This window comes from Duganella sp. SG902 (assembly GCF_013376005.1).
GTDB lineage: Bacteria > Pseudomonadota > Gammaproteobacteria > Burkholderiales > Burkholderiaceae_D > Rugamonas.
The window spans coordinates 246,417-272,341 of the sequence record NZ_JABMJK010000008.1 but is presented as its reverse complement, the minus strand read 5'-3'; the positions used below and the strand labels follow the sequence as shown (position 1 = coordinate 272,341).

Here is a 25,925-nt window from a genome sequence, read left to right as displayed (position 1 = left end):
GAAGCACACCGATGTCCATCTCCAAATTATTCATGGCCTGCAGCCTCGCGCTGGCCTCGCTGACCATGGCCGCCGCCCACGCCGAGGACGCCGCCGCCAAGAAACCCGTCAAGAAAGCCGTGGCCAAGACCAGCAAGAAGGCCGCCGCCGCCAAGCCGGCCGAACCCAAGGCGCCGGACGAGGAAGCCGACGAGCCGGCCATCACCGACTCCGCCGTCACCGAGTTCGACTGCGAGCTCGGCAACAAGATCACCATCTACGCCAACGCCAACGACGACGCCCACATCGCGCTGCGCTGGAAGAAGCGCCTGCACCGCCTGACCCGCGTCGGCACCACCACCGGCGCCAACCGCTTCGAGAACAAGCTGTACGGCCTGATCTGGATCGGCATCCCGGCCAAGGGCATGCTGCTCGACTCCAAGCAGAACCGCCAGCTGGCCAACGAGTGCCGCAACGCCGAGCAGATGAAACCGGTGTCGACCGCCGCCAACGAGCCGACCAGCACCAAGATCACGATCCAGTAAGCACGCTTCACTTTAGCGACACATTATTCAATAGACGATACCCACCCGAAGGAGAGGTCATGTCCCACAACACGCTCAACACGCTGCAGGAATTCACTATCTCGGGCAAGAAGGCGAAGTTCTATTCGCTGCCGGCCCTGGAAAAGAGCCTGGGCGCCAAAATCTCCCGCCTGCCGGTATCGATCCGCGTGGTGCTGGAATCGGTTCTGCGTAACGTCGACGGCAAGAAGGTAACTGAAGAGCACGTCAAGCAGGTGGCCAACTGGGGCGCCACCGCCGAGCGCACCGACGAGATCCCGTTCATCGTCGCGCGCGTGGTGCTGCAGGACTTCACCGGCGTGCCGCTGCTGGCCGACCTGGCCGCGATGCGCAACGTCGCCTACAAGATGGGCAAGAACGCCAAGAAGATCGAGCCGCTGGTGCCGGTCGACCTGGTGGTGGACCACTCGGTCACCATCGACCACTTCCGCGAGCCGAAGGCGCTGGACCTGAACATGAAGCTGGAATTCCAGCGCAACAACGAGCGCTACCAGTTCATGAAATGGGGCATGCAAGCCTTCGACACCTTCGGCGTGGTGCCGCCGGGCTTCGGCATCGTCCACCAGGTCAACCTGGAATACCTGGCGCGCGGCGTCCACAAGGACAGCAACGGCGTCTACTACCCTGACTCGCTGGTGGGCACCGACTCGCACACCACCATGATCAACGGCATCGGCGTGGTCGGCTGGGGCGTGGGCGGCATCGAGGCGGAAGCCGGCATGCTGGGCCAGCCGGTCTACTTCCTGACCCCGGACGTGATCGGCGTCAACCTGACCGGCGTGCTGCGCGAAGGCTGCACCGCCACCGACCTGGTGCTGACCATCACCGAGATGCTGCGCAAGGCCAAGGTGGTCGGCAAGTTCGTCGAGTTCTTCGGCGAAGGCACCGAGACCCTGTCCGTGACCGACCGCGCCACCATCGCCAACATGGCGCCGGAATACGGCGCCACCATGGGCTTCTTCCCGGTCGACGACGCCACCATCGAATACTTCGAGGGCACCGGCCGCACCAAGGAGGAAATCGCCGCCTTCCAGGCCTACTTCAAGGCCCAGGGCATGTACGGCGTGCCGAAGGCCGGCGAGATCGACTACACCCGCGTGCTGGAGCTGAACCTGACCGACGTCACGCCGTCGCTGGCCGGTCCGAAGCGTCCGCAGGACCGCATCGAGATCGGCAACGTCAAGAACAACTTCATCGAACTGTTCTCGAAACCGACCTCGGAAAACGGCTTCAACAAGAAGGCCGAGGACCTGAACGCCACCTACACCACCACCAACGGCGTCCACGTGAAGAACGGCGACGTGCTGATCGCCGCCATCACCTCGTGCACCAACACCTCCAACCCGAGCGTGCTGCTGGCCGCCGGCCTGCTGGCGAAGAAGGCGGTGGAAGCCGGCCTGACCGTGGCGCCGCACATCAAGACCTCGCTGGCCCCCGGCTCGCGCGTGGTGACCGAGTACCTGACCGCCGCCGGCCTGCTGCCCTACCTGGAAAAACTGGGCTTCGGCGTGACAGCCTACGGCTGCACCACCTGCATCGGCAACGCCGGCGACCTGACGCCCGAGCTGAACGCCGCCATCACCTCGAACGACATCGTCGCTTCGGCCGTGCTGTCGGGCAACCGCAACTTCGAGGCGCGCATCCACCCGAACATCCGCTCCAACTTCCTGGCCTCGCCGCCGCTGGTGGTGGCCTACGCCATCGCCGGCAACATGACGGTCGACCTGATGACCCAGCCGGTCGGCAAGGGCAAGGATGGCAAGGACGTGTACCTGGGCGACATCTGGCCGACCTCGCACGAGATCGCCAAGCTGATGAAGTTCGCCATGAACTCGAAAGTGTTCAAGACCAACTACGCCGACGTCAAGGGCAACCCGGGCAAGCTGTGGGAAAACGTCTCCTCGACCGAGGGCAACGTCTACAACTGGCCGGCCTCGACCTACATCGCCGAGCCGCCATTCTTCGAAGGCTTCGAGATGACGCCGAAGGCGACCGATCCGAACATCAAGGGCGCGCGCGCGCTGGGCGTGTTTGGCGACTCGATCACCACCGACCACATCTCGCCCGCCGGCTCGATCAAGGAAGACGGCCCGGCCGGTAAATGGCTGAAGGAAAACGGCGTCTCGAAAGCCGATTTCAACTCCTACGGCTCGCGCCGCGGCAACCACGAGATCATGATGCGCGGCACCTTCGCCAACGTGCGCATCAAGAACAAGATGATCCCGCCGAAAGCCGACGGTTCGGCGGTCGAGGGCGGCATCACCATCCACCAGCCATCGGGCGAGCAGTTGTCGATCTACGACGCGGCCATGAAGTACGTGGCCGAAGGCACCCCGACCATGGTGTTCGGCGGCGAGGAGTACGGCACCGGCTCGTCGCGTGACTGGGCCGCCAAGGGCACCCAGCTGCTGGGCGTGAAGGCCGTGATCGTGCGCTCGTTCGAGCGCATCCACCGCTCCAACCTGGTGGGCATGGGCGTGCTGCCGCTGCAATTCATCGGTAACGACTCGGTGGAATCGCTGGGCATCACCGGCAAGGAAACCTATGACCTGAAGGGCCTGGACGGCGAGATCAAGCCGCAACAGCTGGCCACCCTGGTGATCCACCGTCAAGACGGTTCCAGCCAGGAAGTGAAAGTGCTGCTGCGTATCGACACCCCGATCGAAGTCGACTACTACAAGCACGGCGGCATCCTGCCGTTCGTCCTGCGCCAGCTACTGGCCGCTTAAACCGACCGATGCGCCAAATGAAAACACCCTGCTCGCAGGGTGTTTTTTTTCGTCCGCGCTGTCGCTTAAAACGTAAACCACATGAATATTTCTTTCCATGTGGCAACGTTTACAGCATAATCAGCTTCCGTTCACAATTCGATGGGAGGGTGTCATGCAAAAGGATAAACAACAACTGTCGCTGCAACGCAGGCGTTTTTGCACCAACTCGCTGGGGGTGGCGGCGCTGGGACCGATGGCGCTGGCCGGCTGCGGCGCCGACGCCGGCGCCCCCGAGGCGCCCCCCTCGCCCAGCGGCGCCCCCAAGCGCCTCGGCATGGCCGCGGCGGCGTCCGGATCGGCGCCGCGCACCTTCGTACACCCGGGCCTGCTGCACACCGAGGCCGATTTCGCGCGCATGCGCGCCAAGGTCCAGGGCGGCGTGCAGCCATGGCTGAGCGGCTGGAACGCCCTGCTCAACACCGGCCGCTCTCATCTCAACAACCCGCCACGTCCGCTGCAGACCGTGATACGCGGCGGCGACGACAGCAACTACGCCCAGCTCTACATCGACATCGCGCGCGCCTACCAGCTGGCGCTGCGCTGGAAGATCAGCGGCGACACCGCCTACGCCGACAAGGCGGTCAGCTTCCTCAACGCCTGGAGCCTGAACCTGACCACCATCACCGGCAACGCCGACCGCTTCCTGGCGGCCGGCATCTACGGCTACCAGTTCGCCAACGCCGCCGAGATCATGCGCACCTACCCCGGCTGGGCGGCGGCCGACCTGGCGCGCTTCCAGAACATGATGCTGACCGTGTTCTATCCGCTGAACCACCAGTTCCTGGTCCAGCACAACGACGCCGACATCACCAACTACTGGGCCAACTGGGACCAGTGCAGCCTGGCCTCCATCCTGGCCATCGGCGTGCTGTGCGACCGCGAGGACCTCTACAACGAGGCGGTCGGCTACTACCTGAACGGCCCCGGCAACGGCGCCGCCAGCCAGGCGGTGCGCTTCATCCACCCGGGCTACCTCGGCCAATGGCAGGAAAGCTCGCGCGACCAGGGCCATTGCACGCTGGGCATCGGCCTGGCCGCCTCCTTCTGCGAGATGGCGTGGAACCAGGGAGACGACTTCTACGGCTACGACAACAACCGCTTCCTGGCCGGCGCCGAGTACGTGGCCAAGTCCAACCTGGCCGACGCCAGCGGCAATCTCTACTACACCTCCATGCCGTTCGATCCCTACACCAACAACCATGGCACCGGCTACGGAGTGTCGCCGGCGGGGCTGCCGTTCACGCGCCAGGTGTGGGAGATGGTGTACCACCACTACGTCAACCGCATGGGCCTGGCGGCGCCCTACACCGCGCTGATGGCGGCCAAGGTGCGCGCCGAAGGCGACGGCGGCAACGGCGACCAGCTCGGCCTCGGCACCCTGACCTTCAGCCGCGAGCCGATCGCCGGCGACGCCAATCCGAGCGGGCTGACGGCCCGCCTGGTGGCGGGCGCGGTGCAGCTGTCCTGGTGGGGCTGCGCCTACGGCAACAGCTACACCGTCAAGCGCGCCAGCAACGCCGGCGGCCCCTACACCACCATCGCCAGCGGCATCACCGACCTGCTGACCTGGACCGACAGCGGCATGGCGCCCGGCACGTATTACTACGTGGTGACGGCCGCCACCGCCAGCGGCGAAACCGGCCCCTCCAACGAGGCGCAGGTGGGCACTGCGGTCGCGCTGCGCACCCTGCTGCCGTTCGACGATGCCGGCGACGCCGGCGTCGCCCTGCAGAACGGCGCGCTGCTCGGCGCGGGCAGGAACGGCAACGCGCTGCAGCTGGACGGGGTCGACGACTACGCCGCGCTGCCGGCCGACGTGGTGGCCGGGCTGGCCGACTTCAGCATCGCGGCGTGGGTGTACTGGGACGCCGCGCGCGACTGGGCGCGCATCTTCGACTTCGGCTCCGGCACCAGTCACTACATGTTCCTGACGCCGCGCGCGCGCAACGGCGGCTTGAGCTTCACCATCAGCACCGGCGGCGGCTACGGCAGCCAGACCATCGCCACCGCCCCGCTGCCCACCGGCCGCTGGGTGCACGTGGCGGTGACGCTGTCGGGCAGCAACGGCACGCTGTACGTCAACGGCGTGGCGGCCGCCACCAATACCGCCATGACGGCCTCGCCCTACCGCCTGGGCGGCACCAGCCGCAACTGGATCGGCCGCTCGCAATATCCGGCCGATCCCTACTTCAACGGCAAGGTGGATGACTTCCGCATCTACCACGGCGCCCTGAGCGCGGGCGAGGTGGCGGCGCTGGCCGGCGTCTGATTGCGCACCGCTGCTTCGAAGTAATCGGAAGTAGCTGAGCGAATCAACTACAATACGTCTCATAAGGGTTATCATCTGCATGACTGATCCGTTTTATTCACCTTTATGAGACTCTTATTGCGCTATGCGTCGTTCATCTAAAGCTTCATCCCAAAAATTGTCTGCCGAGAGCCAGCGCCTCGCCACCTACGCCCAGGCTGTCGGGCAGGCGGCCAGCCGTATCGAAGAGCGGGCCTGGGAGCACTCTCTCGATGCACAGCTCCAGAAACTCCTGAAAACCGGCCACCAGGACACCATCGACGCCACCCTCAACGCGCTGTTCAAGGAAGACCTGAACGCGTATGACGTGCTGATGGACAGCGTGGAGGCGGTCAGCGAATCGAGCCACCTCACCATCGACACCGCCGACGGCGTCAGCAAGCAGTTCGACGTCCTGCTGGTGGCCGCGCCGATCCTGGCGTGGACCCGCTTCGCGATCGCCTCCGGCGCGATTCCGTCCGACATCCTGCAAACCCTGTCGGCCCACTTCTCGGCGCACCTGCTGGCCGACGGCACGCAGATGGCCATGTCGCCCACCCTGTTCTCGATCGACCAGCTGCCGCGCAGCCACGTCGAGACCTATGGCAAGGTGCAGAAGCTGGCGCAAGCCGCGCTCAAGGGCACGACGCTGAAGGCCGACACCAAGGTGCCCGAAACCGCGCCATTCCTGGCAGACACGCGCTACCTGCTGGCGGTGGTGGTGGCGCCGGCCGGCGCGCCGCTGTTCCGCTGGCAGATGCCGGAGCACCAGGCCAGCTTCGCCGCCGAGCGCAGCGCCGCGCTGGAACAATGGCGCACGCAGGCCACGCCGACCGTCAACCGCCTGCTGCCGGGTTGCGGCGTCGAGCTGCTGTTGCCGGAAGCCTATTACATGGCCTGCCGCGAGGCCGACAAGCTGATTCGTCCGGTCTCGATCCGCGCGGCCGTGCACTACCTGACGCACACGCTGGCGGTCGAGCCGAACGAGCTGCGCGCCGTCATCGCCGGCTTTGGCGAGGAAAACGCCGAGGGCCAGATCGACGAATACCGCGTGGCGTTCACCCAGCGTTCGTCGACCGACGTGATCTATGGCGTGGTGTGGCCGCTGTACGGGCAGGAGGATGAGGAAGGCACGCCGCCGGAAGGTCCGGGCGCCCTGAACGCGCTGCAAAAACCGCTGACGCCGGTGGAAGACATCACCGCGCATTTGAACGCGGCCGGCGTCACGCAAGTGAAAAAGCTGGGCGAGCGCTATGTGATGGAATTCTGCGACGACTGCGGCGCCCCGCTGTTCGCCGATCCGCAGGGCGAACTGGCGCACGCCGAAATGCCAGAGGACGCCCCCACCGGCACCGAGCACTTCCACTAACCCAAAAGCCCTGCTCTGACAGTAATGCCGTCATTCCCGCGAAGGCGGGAATGACGACTGGTCAAAAAGGCTTAACTTAGCGGCATTCCGCTCTGACAGGGGCTTTTTACTTGAGCGGCGGGATATTGATGATGATCGTCGGCGGCAACTGCGGGGTTTGGGCCGGCTGCTGCGAAGGTTGCGCCTGAACCACCACCGGCGCGGCAGGCTGGGACGGTTTGATCAACTGCGCCAGCGCGGCGGCAAGCCCGCCAAAGCCAATGAACAGGCCAATCATGCTGCCGACCATCCACTTGTGTATATCAGCGCGCAACGCCTCGACGTCGGCCTTGGTCGCCAAGGTCGGCACTATCGTATCGAAGCGCGCCTCCAGCGCATTTTGCCGTTCGCTGTCCATCCCTCCAGCTTAGGACAAAACGCGCGGCTTACCAAGTGGAGTACGGACGCTTGATCAGGTTGGAATTGAGGTAGCGCAAATCGCTGGTGACTTCCTCGCCGATCCAGTCCGGCTTGTCGAACGGCTGGTCTTCCGACCGCAATTCAATCTCCGCCACCACCAGCCCGGCGTTCGCGCCGAGGAACTCATCCACTTCCCACACATTGCCGGCGTAGGTGATACGGCGGCGGTACTTCTCGATCAGGGGCTGCTCGCACAAACCGTCCAGCAGCTCGGCCGCCTCGGCGACGGGAATCTCGTACTCCCACTCGCCGCGCGTGGCGCCCTGGTTGGCGCCCTTGATCGTCAGCACCGCGCGCTCGCCCTCGATGCGCACGCGCACCACGCGCTCCTTGTGCGACGACAGGTAGCCCTGCTTGAAGAACACCGGCTCTCCAAGCGCCATCCAGCCATCGCCGCGCACCAGGAACTTGCGCTCGATCTCAACGCCCATGATCAGTAATCGTCCAGCGACAGCAGGATAGGCTGCAGGATCGCCGCTCCCAACGCCGCGCTGCGCGCGCCATTCCAGCCGACGTGCGGGTCCGGCAGGTCGGCGTTGTCCTTGAACGGCATCTCAAGCGTCAGCGCCAGGCAGCCGAAGTGATGGCCGACGTATTTGGAGGCCAGCGTCAGCATGTCTTCCTTGTACTTGCTGGCGGCGTAACCCACCTTGTCTTGGAAGTCCGGCGAGGCGTTCTTGTAGCGGTCGATGAAGGCCTGCTGCTTCTGGCGGCGCTCCTCGCTGAAATTCTCCAGCATCTCGTTGCCGGCCACGAAGTTGTACGGCAGCGCCTCGTCGCCGTGGATATCGAAGAACATGTCGATGCCGGTTTCGTGCATCTTCTGCTTCACGTACAGCACTTCCGGGCTGCGCTCGACCGATGGCGTCATCCATTCACGATTCAGGTTGGCGCCGGCCGCGTTGGTGCGCAGGTTGCCGCGCACCGAGCCGTCCGGATTCATGTTCGGCACGATGTAGAACACGCAGCGCTGCAGCAGCTTGCGCGCGATCGGGTTGGCGTCGTCCAGCAGCGAATCGATCAGGCCTTCGATGAACCACTCGGCCATCGACTCGCCCGGGTGCTGGCGCGCGATGAACCAGATCTTCTTTTCCGCTTCCGGCTTGCCGATGACGACCAGGTTCATGTCGCGGCCGTCGACCGTCGAACCCAGGTCGTGCACGCGCGCCAACGGATGCTCGCCCACCTCGCCCAGCAGGCGCAGATGGCGCTCGAACGAATACGGTTCGAAGTAGGCGTAGTAGATGCTGTCCGTGTCCGGCGTGTGCTTGATCGTCATGACCTGGCCGTCAAACGTGGTCGGCACACGGAACCAGTTCTCGGTGTCGTAGCTGGCCACGGCCTGGTAATCCTCATAGCCCTTGGCGTAGGTGGCCGAGCCGGCGTTCAGGAAGCGCATGTTCAGCTTTTGGCCGCGTGCGCCCTGAACCCGGAAGTGGAACCATTGGTGAATGTCCGCGTGCGAGTCCTTGCGCAGGTTCAGTTCAATGGTGGCGGCACTGTCGGCGCGCAGCACCTCGATGGCGCCCGAGTCGAAATTCTGGCTGATTTTGATGGTCATGTTGATCCAATACGATGTGAATTGCTATGACCATATTTTACCAGCATGCCCCGGCGCCTACTTCTTCTTCCACTGCGCTTCCATCTCCCCCAGCGTCTTCTCCGGCCCGTCCGTCACGTCGTTGATCGCGTAGTCGGAAGGCACCGCGAACAGCGAGGCCGCCGGCTCCGCGCGCTTCAGGTTGGACAGCCGGAACACCACCACGCCGCTGCGCACGTCGCTGTGTTTCGAATACAGTGTGACCTGCAGTTCGGGCGAATACCAGCTTTCGTCCGCCACCACGATAGCCTTGCGGTTGCCCACCTCGCCGGCCGGGATCTCGTAGGTGCGCAACTTGCCCTCGGCCTTGACGCCATCGATGTTCTTCGCGCCGAGGTCCTTGGTGACGGTCTTGCTGGCCCATTTCATGTCGCCATAGGCGCCCGCCACCAGCGGCACGATGTTGGCGTAGGTGTTGCTGTTGGGCGTGGCGCGCTTGATCAGGACATCTTCACCGTCCTTGCGCTCCCCCTCCGCGCGCGCCTTGATCGCCGCGCCGGCGGCCGCCCCCATGGCAGTGGCCTTGGCGTTTATCCTGTCCAGCGACAGCTTGATGGCCATCTTCGCCGCCGGCACCAGCGTGTACACCGTGTTGTCGGCGGCGGTCTGGATGGTCACGCCTTGCACCTCGCCGTTGGGGCCGCGCGTTTCCTGCCGCGTGTTGCCCTGGCTGTCGCGGTAGTGCAGCGTGGTGGTCTTGCTGCTGATCTGATTGCCGTCGGGCAGATCACGCTGGACCTCCTGCTCGCCCACGGCGCTGTAGGGCGCGTTCTTGACCGCCTTGGCCGGCAGCGGGTCGACATTCATCGCCCGCGCCGCCGTGAACAAGCACATCAGCGCTGCCGAAAGTACGATTTTCCTGGTCTTCATATGATCCTCTGGTTGGTGGGTTGCTACAGTCTGGAGAGGCGCAGCGCGAGCGGCTGGCCGTCGGCGCCGATCAGCATTTCGGCGCGCACCTGGTCGCCGGCGGTTTCCGGCGTGATCGGAACCCCGAGGCCGGCCAGCGCGGTGCGCGCGATGATGGTCTCGACGATGCGCGGTTCGGGCTCGCGGCGGATGCGTTCAAGCGGCTCAAGCGCGATGAAGGCGCCGCTGCCCTGAGCCATGGCCTGCGCCTGCGGCACGGATGGCGGCGACAGCAGGAACACCGTCGCCGCCAGCGCGGCGCTGGCCAAACCGCCGGCCAGGCCCCACTGGGGGAGCGAGATGCGCTGATACCAGCGCCGCTTGGGGTACTGCCGGGCGTAGGCTTTCATCAGCGTGTCTTCCACGCTCGACGGCGTGTGGCGGTCCGCCAGCGCGCCGCGCAAGGCCTCAAGGGACGCGTCCAGGCGGGGATCTCGGGTGTCGTCAGTTTGCATGATCGGACCTTCTCAGGCGGAGTGAATCAAAGTGGATCGATGTGGCGCCAGCCGCTTGGCCAGCGCGGCGCGGCCACGCGACAAGCGTGAACGCACGGTGCCGATGTCGACCTGGCAGATGGCGGCCACCTCCAGGTAGGACAGGTCGTGTAGTTCGTACAGGATGACGACGTCGCGATACGCCGGCGGCAGCAGCGCCAGCGCGCGCCGCACCTCCTCGGCCAGTTCGTGGTCCAGCATGCGGGCCAGCGGTTCCGCGCCCTCGCCGGCGGCGTCGAACGCGATTTCGCCATCCTCGTCCGGCTCCGGCAGGCTGGCCTCGCGCAGGCGCGGCTCCTCGTGCTTGAGCAGCAGGTTGCGGGCGACGCCAAACAGGAAGGAACGCAGTTCGCCGCGCAGCGGGTCGAAGCGCAGGCGGTCCGTCAACAGTCCCATGAACACGTCCTGCACGATATCGGCGGCGGTGTCGGCCGAGCCGCTGCGCAGCAGCGCGAAGCGGTACAGCGGCCCTTGATGGCGCTGGTACAGCGCCTGGAAGGCCGAGGCGGCGCCGTCGCGCATCTGGCGCAACAGTTCGGTATCGGCGGTAATGGTCGGGATGGTCATGGTCGGGGGCGTCATCGTCGGGTCTTGCTCATATTCCGGCCGGGCCGCCGAAAAGTTCCAACAATTTTGCTCAAGCCCCCAAGCTAACGCTCCGGCAACTCGTGGATCGCGATCCCCTCGATAGGATCGATGGGCTGATCCCACGGCCGCAGCTTGATGAAGCGCGCGGTGTCGTCATAACCGGCCTGCCAGCGGGCGCGGATGCCGGCCGCGCTGAAGTCGATGTCCTTGGTGTGGTCTTCGTGGCCGATGCGCGGCGCGCGCAGCGACACCACGTGCATGTCGGTGCCGCAGCCCCATGAGGCCAGCTCGCGCACCTCGGGCAGCGCCAGCTCCGCGTCCGGAAGGTGGTGCGTCAGTTCGCGGATCACGTGGCGTAGGCGGTGCAGCCGGCGCTGCTGCTCGATGTTGCTGGCGCGGCTGGCATACTGGATCTCCTTGTGCTTATCCAGCACATCGAGCACGCTTTCCGGTTCGCTGCCGTCCGGGTTCCACACCTGCACCGAGAAGATCACCGAGCTGCGGCGCGGCTCGTCGTCCAGCACCGCCTCGATCGGCGTGTTGGAGTAGATGCCGCCGTCCCAATACGGTTCGCCATCGATGCGCACCGCCGGGAAGGCCGGCGGCAGCGCGCCCGACGCCATCACATGCTCGACGCACAGCGGTTCATTGCGGGTGTCGAAGTAGCGCATGGCGCCATTGCGGGCGTTGACCGCGCCCACCGTCATGCGCATATGCTTGTCGTTCAGGTAGCGGAAATCGACCAGGTCCTCCAGCGTGTGGCGCAGGGGCGTGGTCAGGTAGAAGGACGCATGCTCGACGCCCACGCGCGCCTCGGGATTCCACCACGAAGGCAGATTGGGTTCGAAGAAGGCCGGTATGCCCTGCCCCACCGTGATGGCGTTGGCGACCGCGCGCGGCATGGTGGAGAAGCCGAAGGAATTGCGCTCCATGCGGTGCCAGAACTCGCGCAACTGGTCCAGCCGGCGCTCGGGCGGATTGCCGGCGATGATGGCGCCATTGATTGCGCCGATGGAGGTGCCGATCACCCAGTCCGGCTCTATCCCCGCCTCGTGCATGGCCTGGTACACGCCAAGCTGGTAAGCGCCCAAAGCGCCGCCGCCCTGCAGGACCAGAACGATCTGGCCCGGCAAGGCGGTCGATGGTGAACAAGCAGGATTGGACTTCAAGTCTGGCCTCCACGATGCACTGCAACATGGAGATTGTAAGCCATCTTTATGCCAGGTTCACACCCCGTGCTTTTAACGCGGCGCGCACGCCTGCGCCGTAGGCCGGGTCGGCCTGGTCGAAGTGCGCCAGCTGGCGTTCGATGATCTCGATGTTCACCTGGCTCAGCGGACCGGCGATGTTGTTGAACAGGTTTTGCTGTTCAGCGGCCGGCATCAGGCGGAACAAATTGCCTGCCTGGGTGTAATCGTCCTCCTTGCCGCGCCCATCGTAGCGGCCGGCCGCGCCGTCCAGCGCCAGCGGCGGTTCGCCGTGGCCCATGCCGTGCGGGTTGCTGCCTTGCGCCTGCACCGGATCGTAGTTGACCGCCGCGCCGCCGTTGGCGCCGGCCATGGCGCCGTCGCGCTGCTGGTTGTGGAACGGGCAGCGCGGCGCGTTCACCGGCAGGTGCTGGTGATTGGTGCCCACACGGTACAGCTGCGCGTCGTGGTAGGCGAACAGGCGCGCCTGCAGCATCTTGTCCGGCGAGTAACCCATGCCCGGCACCACGTTCGATGGCGACAGCGCGGCCTGCTCCACTTCCGCGTGGTAGTTGACCGGATTGCGGTTCAACTCCAGCACGCCCACCGGCAGCAGCGGGAAGTCCGCGTGCGGCCACACCTTGGTCAGGTCGAACGGGTTCCAGCCGGTGCGCGCTTCCCACGCCGCCAGTTCGGCCTCGGTGGCCACTTGCACCTTGACGTCCCAGCGCGGGAAATCGCCGCCCGCGATCGCGGTGAACAGATCGCGCTGGGCGTAGTCCGGATCGGTGCCGGCGATGCGCGTGGCTTCCTCGGCGCTCAGGTTCTTGATGCCCTGCTGGGTGAGGAAGTGCCACTTGACGTAGACGCGCTCCCCGGCGGCGTTAATCAGGCTGTAGGTGTGGCTGCCGAAACCGTGCATGTGGCGGTAGCCGTCCGGCGTGCCGCGGCTGGAGAACAGCGTGGTCACCTGATGCAGGCTTTCCGGCGTGCGGCTCCAGAAGTCGAACATCGCGGTGGGCGATTTCAGGTTGGTTTGCGGATCGCGTTTTTGCGTGTGGATGAAGTCCGGGAACTTGATGCCATCCTTCAGGAAGAACACCGGCGTGTTGTTCCCGACCAGATCCCAGTTGCCTTCCTCGGTGTAGAAGCGCACCGCGAAGCCGCGTGGGTCGCGTTCGGTGTCGGCGCTGCCCTTCTCGCCGCCCACGGTGGAGAAACGCAGGAAGGTCTCGGTCTGCTTGCCCACTTCGGCAAACAGCCTGGCTTTCGAATATTTGGTGATGTCGTGGGTGACGGTGAAGGTGCCGTAGGCGCCCGAACCCTTGGCGTGCACCACGCGCTCGGGAATGCGCTCGCGGTTGAAGTGCTGGAGTTTTTCGATCAGGTGGAAGTCTTGCAGCAGTACCGGGCCGCGTGGGCCGGCGGTCAGGGAGTTCTGGTTGTCGGCGACGGGAATGCCGGATGCGGTGGTGATTTTCATGACTATGACTCCTCGTTGTTTGATAGCGTAGAGCTATTCTAAACAACGAGAGTCATAAATAAAAACTATAAATATCTATTAACTTGATAGTTATAATCTAATCCGTCGTTCCGGCTTTCGCCGGAATGACGACGTTCAGGCTTCCTTGATGCGTTTGGCGATGTGCGCCAGCGCGTCCTCCACCTGGTCGATCAGGATCAGGCACAAGTCCCCTTCCCGCAGGCGCGCCAGCGCCGTGTCGATGGCTTTGAACTCGCCGTAGATCTCCTCGATGTGCGAGGTGCGCGGCGCGCCGTTCAGGCCCGCGCGCAGCAGCGCCACCACCTCGCCGTCGACGCGCCCACGCTGGCAGGCGTCCTCGTACAGCAGCACGTCGTCAAACGCGCGGCCGAGGATCTCGGTCTGCTGCGTGATGTCCTGGTCGCGGCGGTCGCCGGCGCCGGAGATCACCACCACGCGGCGCTTGGCCGGCATGGTCTCCACCGCCTTCACCAGCGCCAGGATGGCGTCCGGATTGTGGCCGTAGTCGGCGATCAGCGTCGCGCCCTTGTAGTCGAACACGTTGAAGCGGCCCGGCGCGTTGTCGGAGTCGTTGGCGAAGGTTTTCAGGCCCAGACGGATCGCGTCCCAGCTGATGCCCACGCCCCAAGCCGCCGCCACCGACGCCATCACGTTCTCCACCTGGAAGCCGATGGCGCCGTTGCGGGTGATCGGCACCGCCGACAGCGGAATGGTGTGCTGCTCGCGCCCTTCCGCCGCCACGATGTGGCCATTCTCCACGTACACGGTGCGGCTGCCCTGCGCCAGATGGGTGGCGATCACGGGATGGGTGCGGTCGGCGCCGAAGAAGATCACCTTGCCGCGGCAATTGTTGGCCATGCCGGCGACGATAGGATCGACCGCGTTCAGCACCGCGAAGCCGTTCTCCGCGACGTTCTGCACGATCACGCGCTTGAGCACCGCCAGGTCCTCCACGGTGGTGATGTAGTTCAGGCCCAGATGGTCGCCCATGCCGATGTTGGTCACCACGGCGACCTGGCAACGGTCGAAGGCCAGGCCTTCGCGCAGGATGCCGCCGCGCGCGGTTTCAAACACCGCCGCGTCGACGTCCGGGTGCAGCAGCACGTTGCGCGCGCTGCGCGGACCGCTGCAATCGCCGCTGTCGGTCTGGCGGCCTTCGATGTAGACGCCGTCGGTGTTGGTCATGCCGGTGCGCAGGCCGCTGGCGGTCAAGAGGTGCGCGATCAGGCGCACGGTGGTGGTCTTGCCGTTGGTGCCGGTCACCGCCACCACCGGGATGCGGCCGTTCTCGCCCGGCGGGAACATGGTGTTGACGATGGCCTCGCCCACCGCGCGGCCCTTGCCGAACGATGGCGCGATGTGCATGCGCAGGCCCGGCGCGGCGTTCACTTCCACCACGCCGCCGCGCTGCTTCTCGATCGGCTCCAGCACGTTGTCGCAGACCACGTCCACGCCGCACAGATCGAGGCCGATCATCTGCGCCGCCTCCACCGCGCGCGCCGCCACTTCCGGGTGCACGTCGTCGGTGACGTCGGTGGCGGTGCCGCCGGTCGACAGGTTGGCGTTGTTGCGCAGGATGACGCGCTGGCCGTGGGCCGGCACCGAGTCGGCCTGCAAGCCTTGCAGCGCCAGGCGCGCGATCGCGATGTCGTCGAAACGGATCTTGGTCAGCGAGGTCGAATGGCCCGAGCCGCGGCGCGGATCGGCGTTGACGATGTCGACCAGCTCACGCACGGTGTGCTTGCCGTCGCCCACCACGTGCGGCGGGTCGCGGCGCGCGGCGGCCACCAGCTTGTTGCCGATGACGAGCAGGCGATAGTCGTGGCCCGGCAGGTAGCGCTCGACCATCACGTCGTCGCGGAATTCCTTGGCGGTGCGGAAGGCGGCCTCCAGGTGTTCCTTGCTCATGATGTTGACGGTGACGCCCTTGCCCTGGTTGCCGTCCTTCGGCTTCACCACCACCGGCAGGCCGATTTCCTGCGCGGCCTTCCAGGCGTCGGCCTCGTCCTCCACCGAGCGGCCGATAGGCACCGGCACGCCGGCCGCGTGCAGCAGCTTCTTGGTCAGTTCCTTGTCCTGCGCGATGGTCTCGCCGATGGCGCCGGTGGTGTCCATTTCGGCGGCCTGGATGCGGCGCTGCTTCGAACCCCAGCCGAACATCACCATCGAGCCTTCGGTCAGGCGGCGAAATGGAATGTCGCGCGCCACGGCGGCGTTGACGATGGCGCCGGTGGACGGGCCGAGGCGCACGTCTTCATCGAGTTCGCTCAGCTCGGCCAGGGCGGCGGCCAGGTCGAACGGCGCATCGGTCAGCGCGGCGTTGATGAGGGCTTCCGCCTGTTCCACGGCGCGACGGCCGACCGCTTCCTCGGTGTACTCCACCACGGTCTGGTAGATGCCGGTTTCCAGCGTGGCGGTAGTGCGACTGAAGGTGACCGGGCAGCCCGCTTGCGCCTGCAGGCTCAGTGCCGCCACTTCCAGCACGCGCGCCAGCGATACCGGGTCCGAGGTGCCGCTAGGCTGGAGGGCGCCGATGGTGGGGAAGCGCGAGCGCAGGCGCTGCTCGAAGCCGGCCAGCGTTGCGATGTTTTGTTCTTCCGGCGGGCACGAGACGATGACTTCCACCGCGGTATGGTGGCTCCACAGGTTCGGGCCGCGAAGGGCGCGGGTGCGTATGACTTCCATATGAATCTTCTTGTTCTTTCAGTGATAACGATCAGTGATGCGTTTTCTTCGGCGAGGCTTCCCAGGTGCGCAGACCGGCGCCGATCAGGTCCGGCGTCAGGCCCAGTGCCCAGCCGGCGGCGATCGCTGCCAGCACGGCTTCCGGCGGCACCAGCGGCGACAGCGGCAGGCTGGCGGCCTCGGTCGCGCCGTGGGCCATCACGATGCAGTCCTTACGCTGGAACACCACGCGCTTGCCGTCCTGGCGATGCGCGGCGATCGCGGCCAGGTGCTCGTCGACGCCGTAGAAAATCACTTCGCCGTCGCACAGGTCGGCCATGTCCACCACCTGCGGATCGGCGGCGTTGAGCACCGCCGCGCCGCTTGGCAGCACCACGTCCACCTGCGTGCGCAGCACGTTGTACAGGCGTTCCTCGCTGTCGATGTGGAAGTCGGCCAGCTGCTCGAAGCCGCTGACGTCGGTCACCACGCCGACCGCGCATTTGTCGTAGGCCAGGCCCTCGGCCAGGATCATGCGCGCGCTGTTTTCAAACACGCCCGCCTCGACGTTCTTGTTCAGCAGCAGGCGCTCGCCGGTTTCCCATTCGCTCAGGCCGTCGAGCGGCAGCTCGCGGCCGTTGACGAACAGGCCTTCGGCGCAGGTCAGGCCGGTCTTCTTGCCGCTGATTTGCAGCAGCCACGCGACCAGGCGCGCGGTCATGGTGGTGCCGTGCGTGCCGGTGATGCCGACGATCGGCATGCGGCCGCTGGCCTCGCCGAACAGGTGCTCGACAATCGCCTCGCCCACGTTGCGCGGCTCGCCCACGGCCGGTTTCAGGTGGGCCAGCAGGCCCGGGCTGGCGTTGACCTCGATGATGGCGCCGCCGGTTTCCTCCAGCGGGCGCGAAATGTCGGACGTCACCAGGTCGATGCCGGCGATGTCCAGGCCCACCACGCGCGCCGCCAGCGCCGCCATCGCGGCCACTTGCGGATGCACCTTGTCGGTGACGTCGACCGCCACGTTGCCGTTCGGCTGGATCAGCACCTTCACGCCTTCGGCCGGCACCGACGCGTGCGTCAGGTTCTGGCGTTGCAGTTCCAGGATGATCTCGCCCGACTCGTGCGGCTTGACCCGGCCCAGCGGGAATTCCTCGGTCTCGCCGCGGCGCGGATCGGTGTTGATCTGGGTGTCGCACAGTTCCAGCACGGTCGATTTGCCGTCGCCGGTGACCCACAGCGATTCGCCGGCGGCGGCGGCCACCACGCGGCGGCCCACCACCAGCAGGCGATGCTCGTCGCCGGCGATGAAGCGTTCGACGATCACGCTGCTGCTGTCGCCCTCCTCGGCCGCCAGCGCGTAGGCGGCGGCGATATCGGCCTCGGTGCTCAGGTTGAGGGAAACCCCGCGGCCATGGTTGCCGTCATACGGCTTGACCACCACCGGCAGGCCGATGTCCTGCGCGGCGCTCCACGCTTCGGCGGCGCTTTTCACCAGCTCACCTTCCGGCACCGGCACGCCGCACGACGAGATCAGGGTCTTGGTCAGGTCCTTGTCGCTGGCGATGCCTTCGGCGATGGCCGAGGTCTGTTCGGTTTCGGCGGTCCAGATGCGGCGCTGCGCGGCGCCATGGCCCAGCTGCACCAGGTTGCCGTCGGTCAGGCGGATGTGCGGGATCTTGCGCACGCCGGCGGCATCGACGATGTTGCCGGTGCTCGGGCCCAGGCACAGGCTCTCGACCATGTCGGTCAGCTTGGCCACGGTGGCGTCCAGGTCGTACGGCTTGTCCTCGATCGCCGCCATCAGCAGGTCGCGGCCGGCGGCCAGCGCGGCGCGGCCGACTTCTTCCTGGCGGGTGCGGAAGGCCATCTTGTACAGGCCGCTGTCCGGGATGATTTCGCGGGTCTTGCCGAAGCCGGTCTTCATGCCGGCCAGGTTTTGCAGTTCCAGCACCACGTGTTCGAGGATGTGGCCGGCATAGGTGCCGTCGCGCAGGCGCTCGAGGAAGCCGCCGTGCTCGCCCACGCCGCAGCGGTGGACGATCAGCCCCGGCAGGATCGCCGTCAGGCGCTCATACAAACCGGGCAGCAAATTCGAGGGGAAATTCTCCAGCTCGCCGATATCCAGCCACGTCTCGATCACCGGGCGGTAGGTCCAGATATTGGGCCCGCGCAAATAGGTGACGCGGAGAATTTCGATGTCTTTCTTCTTAGTCATGTATTGATTCTTGTAACTTTGTTATCGGCTTAGCCAGCCCGCGCCGTATTTTAAACCCTGTACCCTTGGCCTGCTGCCGTGCGGTATACTTGCCGCAACCGCAAAACATCCAACTTTATTGTTTTCTGTCAAATGTTTAATCACTGACAGAATACCGTAAAGTGACAGTTATATCAGCCCTTTTCCCCTCCGGAGTACGCCACACGATGACAACCGAACAACTTCCGACCGTATCCAGCCCTGGCGAACTCCCCGAACGCTGGCGTTCCGAGATACAGGCACAACTTTCCCAAGGGGAAAACGTTGTAAGTGCCCTGGAGGTTGACCTGGATCAGCAACTTCGTTTTTCCAAGGGTGTCGTGGCGATCACGCCGAGCCGGGTGCTGGCGCGCGCGCCGGGCGCGGCGCACTGGGAATCGTGGCCGTTCACGCAGGATCTGGTGCTGAAGCATCACGACCACGCCGGCGTCGGCCACCTGGAGCTGGTCAACACGCACGGCCGCCTGGCCGCGTGGCGCTTCACGCTGGGCCAGAACCTGGCGGCGATCCGCCTGGTGGAACAATTCGACGCCCATCTCGACAGCCACGCCAGCGGCGAGCCGGTGGTGCTGGACGATAAAAACATCTGTCCCAGCTGCAAGGCGCCGATGGAGCCGGACCAGGAAGAGTGCCCGGTGTGCACCAAGGTGGTCTACACGCCGCCGTCGACCTGGACCCTGTTCCGCCTGTGGCGCTTCGCGCGGCCGTACAAATGGCAGCTGGCGCTCGGCTTCACGCTGATGCTGCTGTCCACCGGCGCGCACATGATTCCGCCCTACCTGACCATCCCGCTGATGGACAACGTGCTGATCCCTTACCAGAACGGCAAGGAGGTCGATCCGATGCTGGTGGTGTGGTACATGTCCGGGCTGGTGGGCGCGTCAGTGCTGGCGTGGATTTTCGGCTGGGGCAAAACCTATGTGCTGGCGCTGGCGTCTGAGCGCATCGGCGCCGACCTGCGCACCACCACCTACGAGCACCTGCTGCAGCTGTCGCTGGAATACTTCAGCGGCAAGCGCACCGGCGACCTGATGTCGCGCATCGGCTCGGAGAGCGACCGCATCTGCGTGTTCCTGTCGCTGCACCTGCTGGACTTCCTGTCCGACTGCCTGATGATCATCATGACCGGCGTGATCCTGCTCAATCTCGATCCGTGGCTGGCCATCTGCACGCTGGCGCCGCTGCCCTTCATCGCCTGGATGATCCACCTGGTGCGCGACCGCCTGCGCACCGGCTTCGAGAAGATCGACCGCGTGTGGGGCGAGGTCACCAACGTGCTGGCCGACACCATTCCCGGCATCCGCGTGGTGAAGGCCTTCGCGCAGGAGGCGCGCGAGGCCAACCGCTTCCGCACCGCCAACAAGCACAACCTGGCCGTCAACGACAAGCTGAACAAGGTGTGGTCGCTGTTCTCGCCGACCGTGTCCTTCCTGACCGAACTGGGTCTGCTGGTGATCTGGGTGTTCGGCATCTACCAGGTCTCCAAGGGCAATATCACGGTGGGTGTGCTGTCATCGTTCATCGCTTACGCCAGCCGCTTCTACGGCCGTCTGGATTCGATGAGCCGCATCGTGTCGGTGACGCAGAAATCGGCGTCGGCGGCCAAGCGCATCTTCGACATCCTCGATCACGTGTCGTCGGTGCCGGAGCCGGTCAATCCGGTCAAGCTGAATCAGGTCGAGGGCAATATCAGCCTGCGCGAAGTGGGCTTCCGCTACGGCAACCGCGCGGTCAACCGCGGCATCAACCTCGACATCAAGGCCGGCCAGATGGTGGGGCTGGTGGGCCATTCGGGTTCCGGCAAATCCACGCTGGTCAACCTGATCTGCCGCTTCTACGACGTGGCCGAGGGCGCGATCCTGCTGGATGGCGTCGACATCCGCCAGTTCGCGGTGTCGGACTACCGCCGCAACATCGGCCTGGTGCTGCAGGAGCCGTTCCTGTTCTTCGGCACCATCGCCGAGAATCTGGCCTACGGCAAGCCGGACGCGACGCGCGAGGAAATCATCGCCGCCGCGCGCGCCGCGCACGCGCACGAATTCATCCTGCGCCTGCCGCAGGGTTATGACTCGATGGTGGGTGAACGCGGCCAGGGCCTGTCGGGCGGCGAACGCCAGCGCATCTCGATCGCGCGCGCGCTGCTGATCGATCCGAAGATTCTGATCCTCGACGAAGCCACCGCCTCGGTCGACTCGGAGACCGAAAAAGAAATTCAGCGCGCGCTGGACAACCTGGTGCAAGGCCGTACCACCATCGCGATTGCGCACCGCCTCTCGACGCTGCAGAAGGCCGACCGCCTGGTGGTGCTGGATCGCGGCGTGGTGGTGGAGGACGGCCCGCACGACGAACTGATGGCGCTTGAAGGCGCTTACTACCGCCTGTATCAGGCGCAGGCCCGCAACGCGGAACTGGCCAAGGAAGACTAAGATGACGACGCAATTTGAACTGATCCGCAATCCCTTCGGCAAGCTGGTGCTGACCACCACCGAAGGCGTGGTGCACGAAGGCGTGTCGCCGGTGCGCGCCTTCCCGGTGCAGGCGCCGGAAGACGGCATCTCGCTGCTCAACAACGACGGCAAGGAAGTCGCATGGATCGACCGCGTGGAAGACCTGCCGCCGGCGATCGGCGCGCTGGTGAAGGAGGAACTGGGCGGACGCGAATTCATGCCCGAGATCGCGCGCATCAACAGTGTGACCAGCTACGCCACGCCGTGCACTTGGTCGGTGAAGACCGATCGCGGCGACACCGAATTCGTGCTGCGCGGCGAGGAGGACATCCGCCGCCTGACCATCGACACGCTGCTGATCACCGACATCCACGGCATCCACTACCTGATCCGCGACCTGCGCGAGCTGGACAAGCACAGCAAGAAAATCATCGACCGCTTCCTGTAAGCGCGCCCTCCTCCCCGTACTGATCCATCGCAAAGCAGGCGCGCCAAGCGCCTGCATGATGGATTCGTGCGCCCATCGCGCGGCGCGGGAAAGGCCTACAATGAAATCTCTTGAACCGAAATCTCATGTTCCGCAGCGTCCGCCTCCCAAGCGAAAACGCAAGCGTCGCAAGCCCGCGCCCCCTAATCCGCCGCCCACAAAGGAGGAAACCGATCATGGATGAAGACAAGGATGAGCTGTATTTCAATTTCCGCTATGCCCAGCGGCTTTGCCAACGTACAGCCCGCTTTTACCGCCGCATTCAAACTTCACTTACCTTCATGAGCCTGCTTACAGGAAGCAGTGCCGTCGCGACATTGGCGGCACAAATGCCGATGCAGTCCGCTTGGCTACTGGCGACGTTCGCTGTATTCGGTTGCATCAACCTCGCCATACGCCCGGCGGAACGCATTGCCGCCAACGAAGCCGACGTCAGGAAATATGGCGCGCTGCTCGGCAAGCTGAACCAGTTGGATCCGCCAGCTCTCCAGCAACTACTCGACGAGGCGCGGCAGTCCGACACAACGGAGGTCGAACATCTGCGCCCCATCGCATTCAATGATGTCGCGCTGGAAGTCGATGCGCCCGAAGCTCTGATTCCGCTGACGCGTATGCAGAGACTGATAGGCGCGCTGGCTTGATCATGCTGGCAGGCGCTGCCGGAGGGCATCGATGAAGGCGTCCGGCTTGTCGAGGCTGAGGTAAATCTTCGAGTGCGGCGCGCCTTCGCGCAGGCGGATTTCGAGGTTCAAGCGGCCGAACTGCCGATAACGGAGGATGCCGCGTTGGCGGCGGATATTCTCCTCGCAGCGGACCACCGATTCGATCATGCTGTAGTCGATCTCGCGGTCGCGCGCAAACACACCATTGCGGATCAGCAGCGCTTCGCGGTCCAGCGAAACCGGACGCCATTGGCTGGCGCGATATTCCGCCACCAAGTACAGCATGGACCACAAGGTCAGGATATCGGCCAGCCACGCCACCCAAGGCTTCACCGACATCAGGTGCAGCATCAGGTGCGACAGCGGCAGCTCGAACAACATCACCATGATGAACGCGAACTGGTTGGAGACATTGCCATCGTTCTTGTCATAGCTGAAGTGCTGCTCGCCGCGATAGCGCAGCCGCTCACCCTTGCGCATGAACAGGCCGTAGTACCAGATGCGCATCTCGAACAGGGCGAACGGCGCGAAGCCGCTCTTGCCAAAGCGCGCATGGATCGCGCTCTCCAGCGCCTCGTCAACATTGCCGCTCAGGCGCAGCAAGGCCTTCACGCGGCGCACCACCAGCACCAGCAGATAGATCTCCAGCGCCGCCTCGGCCAGCACCAGCTGCAGCCAGTAGCCCTCGATACCGCGCCACAGCTGCTTGCTCTCCTCCGGTATCAGCATGCGGCCGGCCAGCACGCCGGCGGTGGCTATCGCCAGACACGCCGTCAGAAACTGCTTGAGCGACGGCCGGAACATGAAGTAGTACAGCAGCGGGAAGGAAATCAACGCATCAGCCAGCAGAGGCCATTCCGCCATGTTGCGGCCATAGTCGTTGGCGACGAAGGGCACGCGGAAGAAGAAGTAATGCGCGGTAAGCGTCACCGCGACGATCAGAGCGAACCACTGCTTCCTGCTTACAGCGCCAGCCATACGTGCTCCCAAGAGGATTTTTTCACCATACATCCTAGCACGACGGCGATGCACGCCGGACGCGCCCTCCACCGGCCTGCTTGCTACGGTTTGGAAACGAACAACCCTACTTCGGAAAGGTCGGTAAAGGTGCTGTCGCCGTTGTTGGCCGTGATGTCGAGCCGGTAGTAGCGGTAGGCGGCCGGGCTGGCGATCGTGTAGCTTTTCAGCGCGTAGCGGCTGGCGAACACCTGGTTGCTCTGGGTGTCGAGCGTGGTCCAGCTCGCGCCATCGTTCGAGCCCTGGAAGCGCCAGTCCCTGGGGTCGCGCTCGACCTTGTCGTTGGCGCTGACGACCGTGTAGCGGCTTACGACCTCGGTATGACCGAGGTCGTAACGCAGCCAGCCGCTCACGCCCGTGTAGAACCACTCCGTCGCCGAGTTCAGATCGAAGGCGCTGCCGGCGTTGGCCGCGTTGCCGGCACTGTCAGTGGCGGCGCCGCCGACGGCCACGTTCACCATGGCGCGCGCCGGCGTGGCGCTGTCGGCGGGAGAGAGTCCGCTGGCGCCGGCGGCGTTGGAGGCCGTCACCGCGTAGTAATAGGTGACGTCGTTGGTGACCGACTTGTCCGTGTAGCTGCCGCCCGTGAGGCCGGAGGCGATGGCCGTGTACGGGCCGCCGCTGGCGGTGGCGCGCATGACGGTGTAGCTGGTGGCGCCGAAGGAACGCTGCCAGCGCAGCGGAACGGCGCCGTCGCCCGGCGCCGCCAGCAGCGCCGCCGGCGCGGCCGGGACGACGCTTGGCGCGGCGCCGTCACCTCCGGTGATCTGCACGTTGCTGAAGGTGGAGCTGTTCAGCGTGCCGTTGGCAACCGAGGCCACCACCAGCCCGACATAGATGGTGTCGGGCACGGGCGTGTCGATGCGGCCGACGTCGGTGGCGGCCCAGTTGGTGCCGTCGGGCGAAATGTAGCCGGTGATGATGTTGCCGATGCGTTCCAGCTTCAGCCAATACGAGGGCGTGGCGCTGGCGATGGCAAGCGCCTTGTTGCCGTAGTTCGAGCCGCCATACACGGCCAGCCCCTGCATGTTCTGCTCGGCCTGGATGCGGTTGGTGACGGCCATCCAGGCGCGCGGCGCGCCCGGCGCCAGGCTGGTGCGCATCATCACGCCCGCCTTGGCGGACACGCTGGTGTTCTGCAACGATTCGACCTTCGCGACGATGGCGCTGTCGCCGGTGAGGGCGACGTAGGTGAAGTGGCCGCTGTCGCCGCCGCCCCAGATGTCGCTGCCCGCCCCCTTCACGGTCCACTTGCCGGCCGCGTAGCTGGCCGAGCCGGCCGGGGTGGCGCCGCCGATATCGACATTGCTGAATCCGGCGGTGATCGAACTGGTCGCGGGAATCGACAGCGCCGGCGCGGGCGTGGCCGTCGAGGTGTCGGTGTCCTTGAGGAACATGAAGCTGCCGCCGTCCACCGGCGTCCACTGGCGCCGCTGTGTGACAAACGGCGCCTGCAAGCCCTTGCGGATCACGTACGCTCCATGCACCTGGTTGAGCGCGATGCTTCCGCCACCGGCGCCGCTCCAACCGCGATTGGTGTTGTCGGCGATGTAGTAGGCATCGGTGGTGCCGAAAGGCAGTGCCGGCGTGGGCGCCAGCTCGTTGACGCGCGCGAAATATTCACCCGCCGCCAGCAGGCGGTTGTCGAAATCGGAATAGACGTCGATGCCCTGCTTCCACAGCGCCTCGGCCAGCATCACCAGCGAACGGAACTGCCCGTAGGCGTGCCCCTGATCGCGCAGGGAGTCGCCCAGCATGCCGATGTCGTTGGAGCTGCGCAGGCCGATGTGGGCCAGCGTGCGGGTCTGGTAAACCACCTGGTCCAGCGTCGCGGCATCGTCGTTGAAGATGGCCATCAAGCCTTTGGCGGCGAGGGCCAGCGCGCCCTTGTTGGCGGCGCCGAACTGGCTTTCGCCGTACGGGTTCGAGGCCGGTATCAGGACCTCCTTGAAGTATTTCTTCACCGTGGCCGTGTCGTCCTCCGACCAGCCGCTCCAGGTGCCGCGCAGGATGTCGGCCCCGCCCACGAACATGTAGGCGTAGTCGCCCAGGTCGAGCATCGACTCACGGCCCGAAAACTCCTTCTGGGTGGTGGCCCACGCCAACAGGATGGCGCGCGCCTTTCTTGCATAGTCCTCGTTGCGGGTGAAATACCACATCCGCGAAAGATTCCAAATGGCGACCATGTCGTTGCGCCAAGGCCAGAGATTCAGGTCCGGGGCGCGCCCTACTTGCGCGAACGGCCCCGCCATGACGTAGGTGAGCCTGGACTTGCCATCGTTCGCCAACTGGTTGAAGCCCGATTTCCAGGGCTCCCGGCCTTGATCGACGTAGGATTTGAGCGTCTGCAGATCCGACAGCGTGAGCGGTGTGCCTGGATGCGCGAACACGCGGGAGACCGACACGCCTCCCGACAGCATGCGCGCCTGCGGCGCGGCAGCCGCCTCCGCCCTGCCCTGATCGCCACCACACCCTGGTAGCACTGCCGAGCTCGCCACGAGCAGCGCGGCGACGAAACGGGTTCTGTTCAACATGGAAGCCTCTCTATCCAAAGTAGCGGTGAAATTGACTGGATGGTAGTTGACGTGCGGCAATTGTTAAATAATGCAATCAAATCCATGCCACGACAATTATGAAAAACGCCAAACCGCAGAGTTAAATTG

The 25,925-nt window shown here is 65.1% G+C and carries 19 protein-coding genes; 7 read left to right on the top strand and 12 right to left on the bottom strand.

Annotated features, from left to right (window positions below):
* Positions 1-11: 11 nt before the first annotated feature.
* The 4 genes from FHW83_RS18735 (at position 12) to FHW83_RS18720 (ending at position 6,990) form a co-directional block, all read left to right on the top strand.
* A complete protein-coding gene (locus FHW83_RS18735) occupies positions 12-524 on the top strand; it encodes a hypothetical protein (protein ID WP_176647852.1) in 513 nt (170 codons plus the stop codon).
* 59 nt (positions 525-583) lie between these two features.
* On the top strand, positions 584-3,292 hold the full coding sequence (gene acnA, locus FHW83_RS18730) for an aconitate hydratase AcnA (RefSeq protein ID WP_176647851.1): 2,709 nt from the start codon (positions 584-586) through the stop codon (positions 3,290-3,292).
* 154 nt (positions 3,293-3,446) lie between these two features.
* On the top strand, positions 3,447-5,603 hold the full coding sequence (locus tag FHW83_RS18725; protein ID WP_176647850.1) for a LamG-like jellyroll fold domain-containing protein: 2,157 nt from the start codon (positions 3,447-3,449) through the stop codon (positions 5,601-5,603).
* A 124-nt stretch (positions 5,604-5,727) separates the two neighbouring features.
* Positions 5,728-6,990, top strand: coding sequence for a DUF2863 family protein (locus tag FHW83_RS18720; RefSeq protein ID WP_176647849.1), 1,263 nt, complete (start codon positions 5,728-5,730; stop codon positions 6,988-6,990).
* Between the two features lie 106 nt (positions 6,991-7,096).
* Here FHW83_RS18720 and FHW83_RS18715 read toward each other — a convergent pair whose 3' ends face one another.
* The 10 genes from FHW83_RS18715 to cphA (FHW83_RS18670) all read right to left on the bottom strand — a co-directional run bounded on the left by FHW83_RS18715 (position 7,097) and on the right by cphA (FHW83_RS18670) (position 18,610).
* Positions 7,097-7,387 (bottom strand): hypothetical protein, encoded by a 291-nt coding sequence (locus FHW83_RS18715; protein ID WP_176647848.1) that lies wholly within the window; start codon positions 7,385-7,387, stop codon positions 7,097-7,099.
* 28 nt (positions 7,388-7,415) lie between these two features.
* Positions 7,416-7,880 carry a CYTH domain-containing protein gene (locus FHW83_RS18710; protein WP_176647847.1) on the bottom strand — a complete coding sequence of 155 codons (465 nt, stop codon included), beginning with the start codon at positions 7,878-7,880 and terminating at the stop codon, positions 7,416-7,418.
* Positions 7,881-7,882: 2 nt separating this feature from the next.
* Positions 7,883-9,010 (bottom strand): carboxypeptidase family protein, encoded by a 1,128-nt coding sequence (locus FHW83_RS18705; protein WP_176647846.1) that lies wholly within the window; start codon positions 9,008-9,010, stop codon positions 7,883-7,885.
* A gap of 57 nt (positions 9,011-9,067) precedes the next feature.
* Positions 9,068-9,919, bottom strand: a complete 852-nt coding sequence (locus FHW83_RS18700) for a hypothetical protein (protein WP_176647845.1) — start codon at positions 9,917-9,919, stop codon at positions 9,068-9,070.
* A gap of 23 nt (positions 9,920-9,942) precedes the next feature.
* Positions 9,943-10,413 (bottom strand): hypothetical protein, encoded by a 471-nt coding sequence (locus FHW83_RS18695; RefSeq protein ID WP_176647844.1) that lies wholly within the window; start codon positions 10,411-10,413, stop codon positions 9,943-9,945.
* 12 nt (positions 10,414-10,425) lie between these two features.
* The gene (locus tag FHW83_RS18690; RefSeq protein WP_229224256.1) at positions 10,426-11,034 is read right to left on the bottom strand and encodes an RNA polymerase sigma factor; all 609 of its coding nucleotides are present in this window, start codon (positions 11,032-11,034) and stop codon (positions 10,426-10,428) included.
* 68 nt (positions 11,035-11,102) lie between these two features.
* Positions 11,103-12,209, bottom strand: coding sequence for a patatin-like phospholipase family protein (locus FHW83_RS18685; protein WP_229224255.1), 1,107 nt, complete (start codon positions 12,207-12,209; stop codon positions 11,103-11,105).
* 46 nt (positions 12,210-12,255) lie between these two features.
* Positions 12,256-13,710 (bottom strand): catalase, encoded by a 1,455-nt coding sequence (locus tag FHW83_RS18680; RefSeq protein WP_176647843.1) that lies wholly within the window; start codon positions 13,708-13,710, stop codon positions 12,256-12,258.
* A 135-nt stretch (positions 13,711-13,845) separates the two neighbouring features.
* The gene (gene cphA / locus FHW83_RS18675) at positions 13,846-16,416 is read right to left on the bottom strand and encodes a cyanophycin synthetase (protein ID WP_176647842.1); all 2,571 of its coding nucleotides are present in this window, start codon (positions 16,414-16,416) and stop codon (positions 13,846-13,848) included.
* A 31-nt stretch (positions 16,417-16,447) separates the two neighbouring features.
* Positions 16,448-18,610, bottom strand: a complete 2,163-nt coding sequence (cphA, locus tag FHW83_RS18670; protein ID WP_176647841.1) for a cyanophycin synthetase — start codon at positions 18,608-18,610, stop codon at positions 16,448-16,450.
* 206 nt (positions 18,611-18,816) lie between these two features.
* Between cphA (FHW83_RS18670) and FHW83_RS18665 the strand changes: the two genes are divergently transcribed.
* The 3 genes from FHW83_RS18665 to FHW83_RS18655 all read left to right on the top strand — a co-directional run bounded on the left by FHW83_RS18665 (position 18,817) and on the right by FHW83_RS18655 (position 22,224).
* The gene (locus FHW83_RS18665; protein WP_176647840.1) at positions 18,817-21,075 is read left to right on the top strand and encodes an ABC transporter ATP-binding protein; all 2,259 of its coding nucleotides are present in this window, start codon (positions 18,817-18,819) and stop codon (positions 21,073-21,075) included.
* 1 nt (position 21,076) lies between these two features.
* Positions 21,077-21,544, top strand: coding sequence for a DUF1854 domain-containing protein (locus FHW83_RS18660; RefSeq protein WP_176647839.1), 468 nt, complete (start codon positions 21,077-21,079; stop codon positions 21,542-21,544).
* 215 nt (positions 21,545-21,759) lie between these two features.
* Positions 21,760-22,224, top strand: a complete 465-nt coding sequence (locus FHW83_RS18655) for a hypothetical protein (RefSeq protein WP_176647838.1) — start codon at positions 21,760-21,762, stop codon at positions 22,222-22,224.
* Here the strand turns inward: FHW83_RS18655 and FHW83_RS18650 are convergent, their stop codons facing one another.
* Complete coding sequence (locus FHW83_RS18650; protein WP_176647837.1) at positions 22,225-23,223, bottom strand: hypothetical protein; 999 nt, start codon at positions 23,221-23,223, stop codon at positions 22,225-22,227.
* An 83-nt stretch (positions 23,224-23,306) separates the two neighbouring features.
* Complete coding sequence (locus FHW83_RS18645; protein ID WP_176647836.1) at positions 23,307-25,796, bottom strand: discoidin domain-containing protein; 2,490 nt, start codon at positions 25,794-25,796, stop codon at positions 23,307-23,309.
* Positions 25,797-25,925 lie beyond the last annotated feature (129 nt).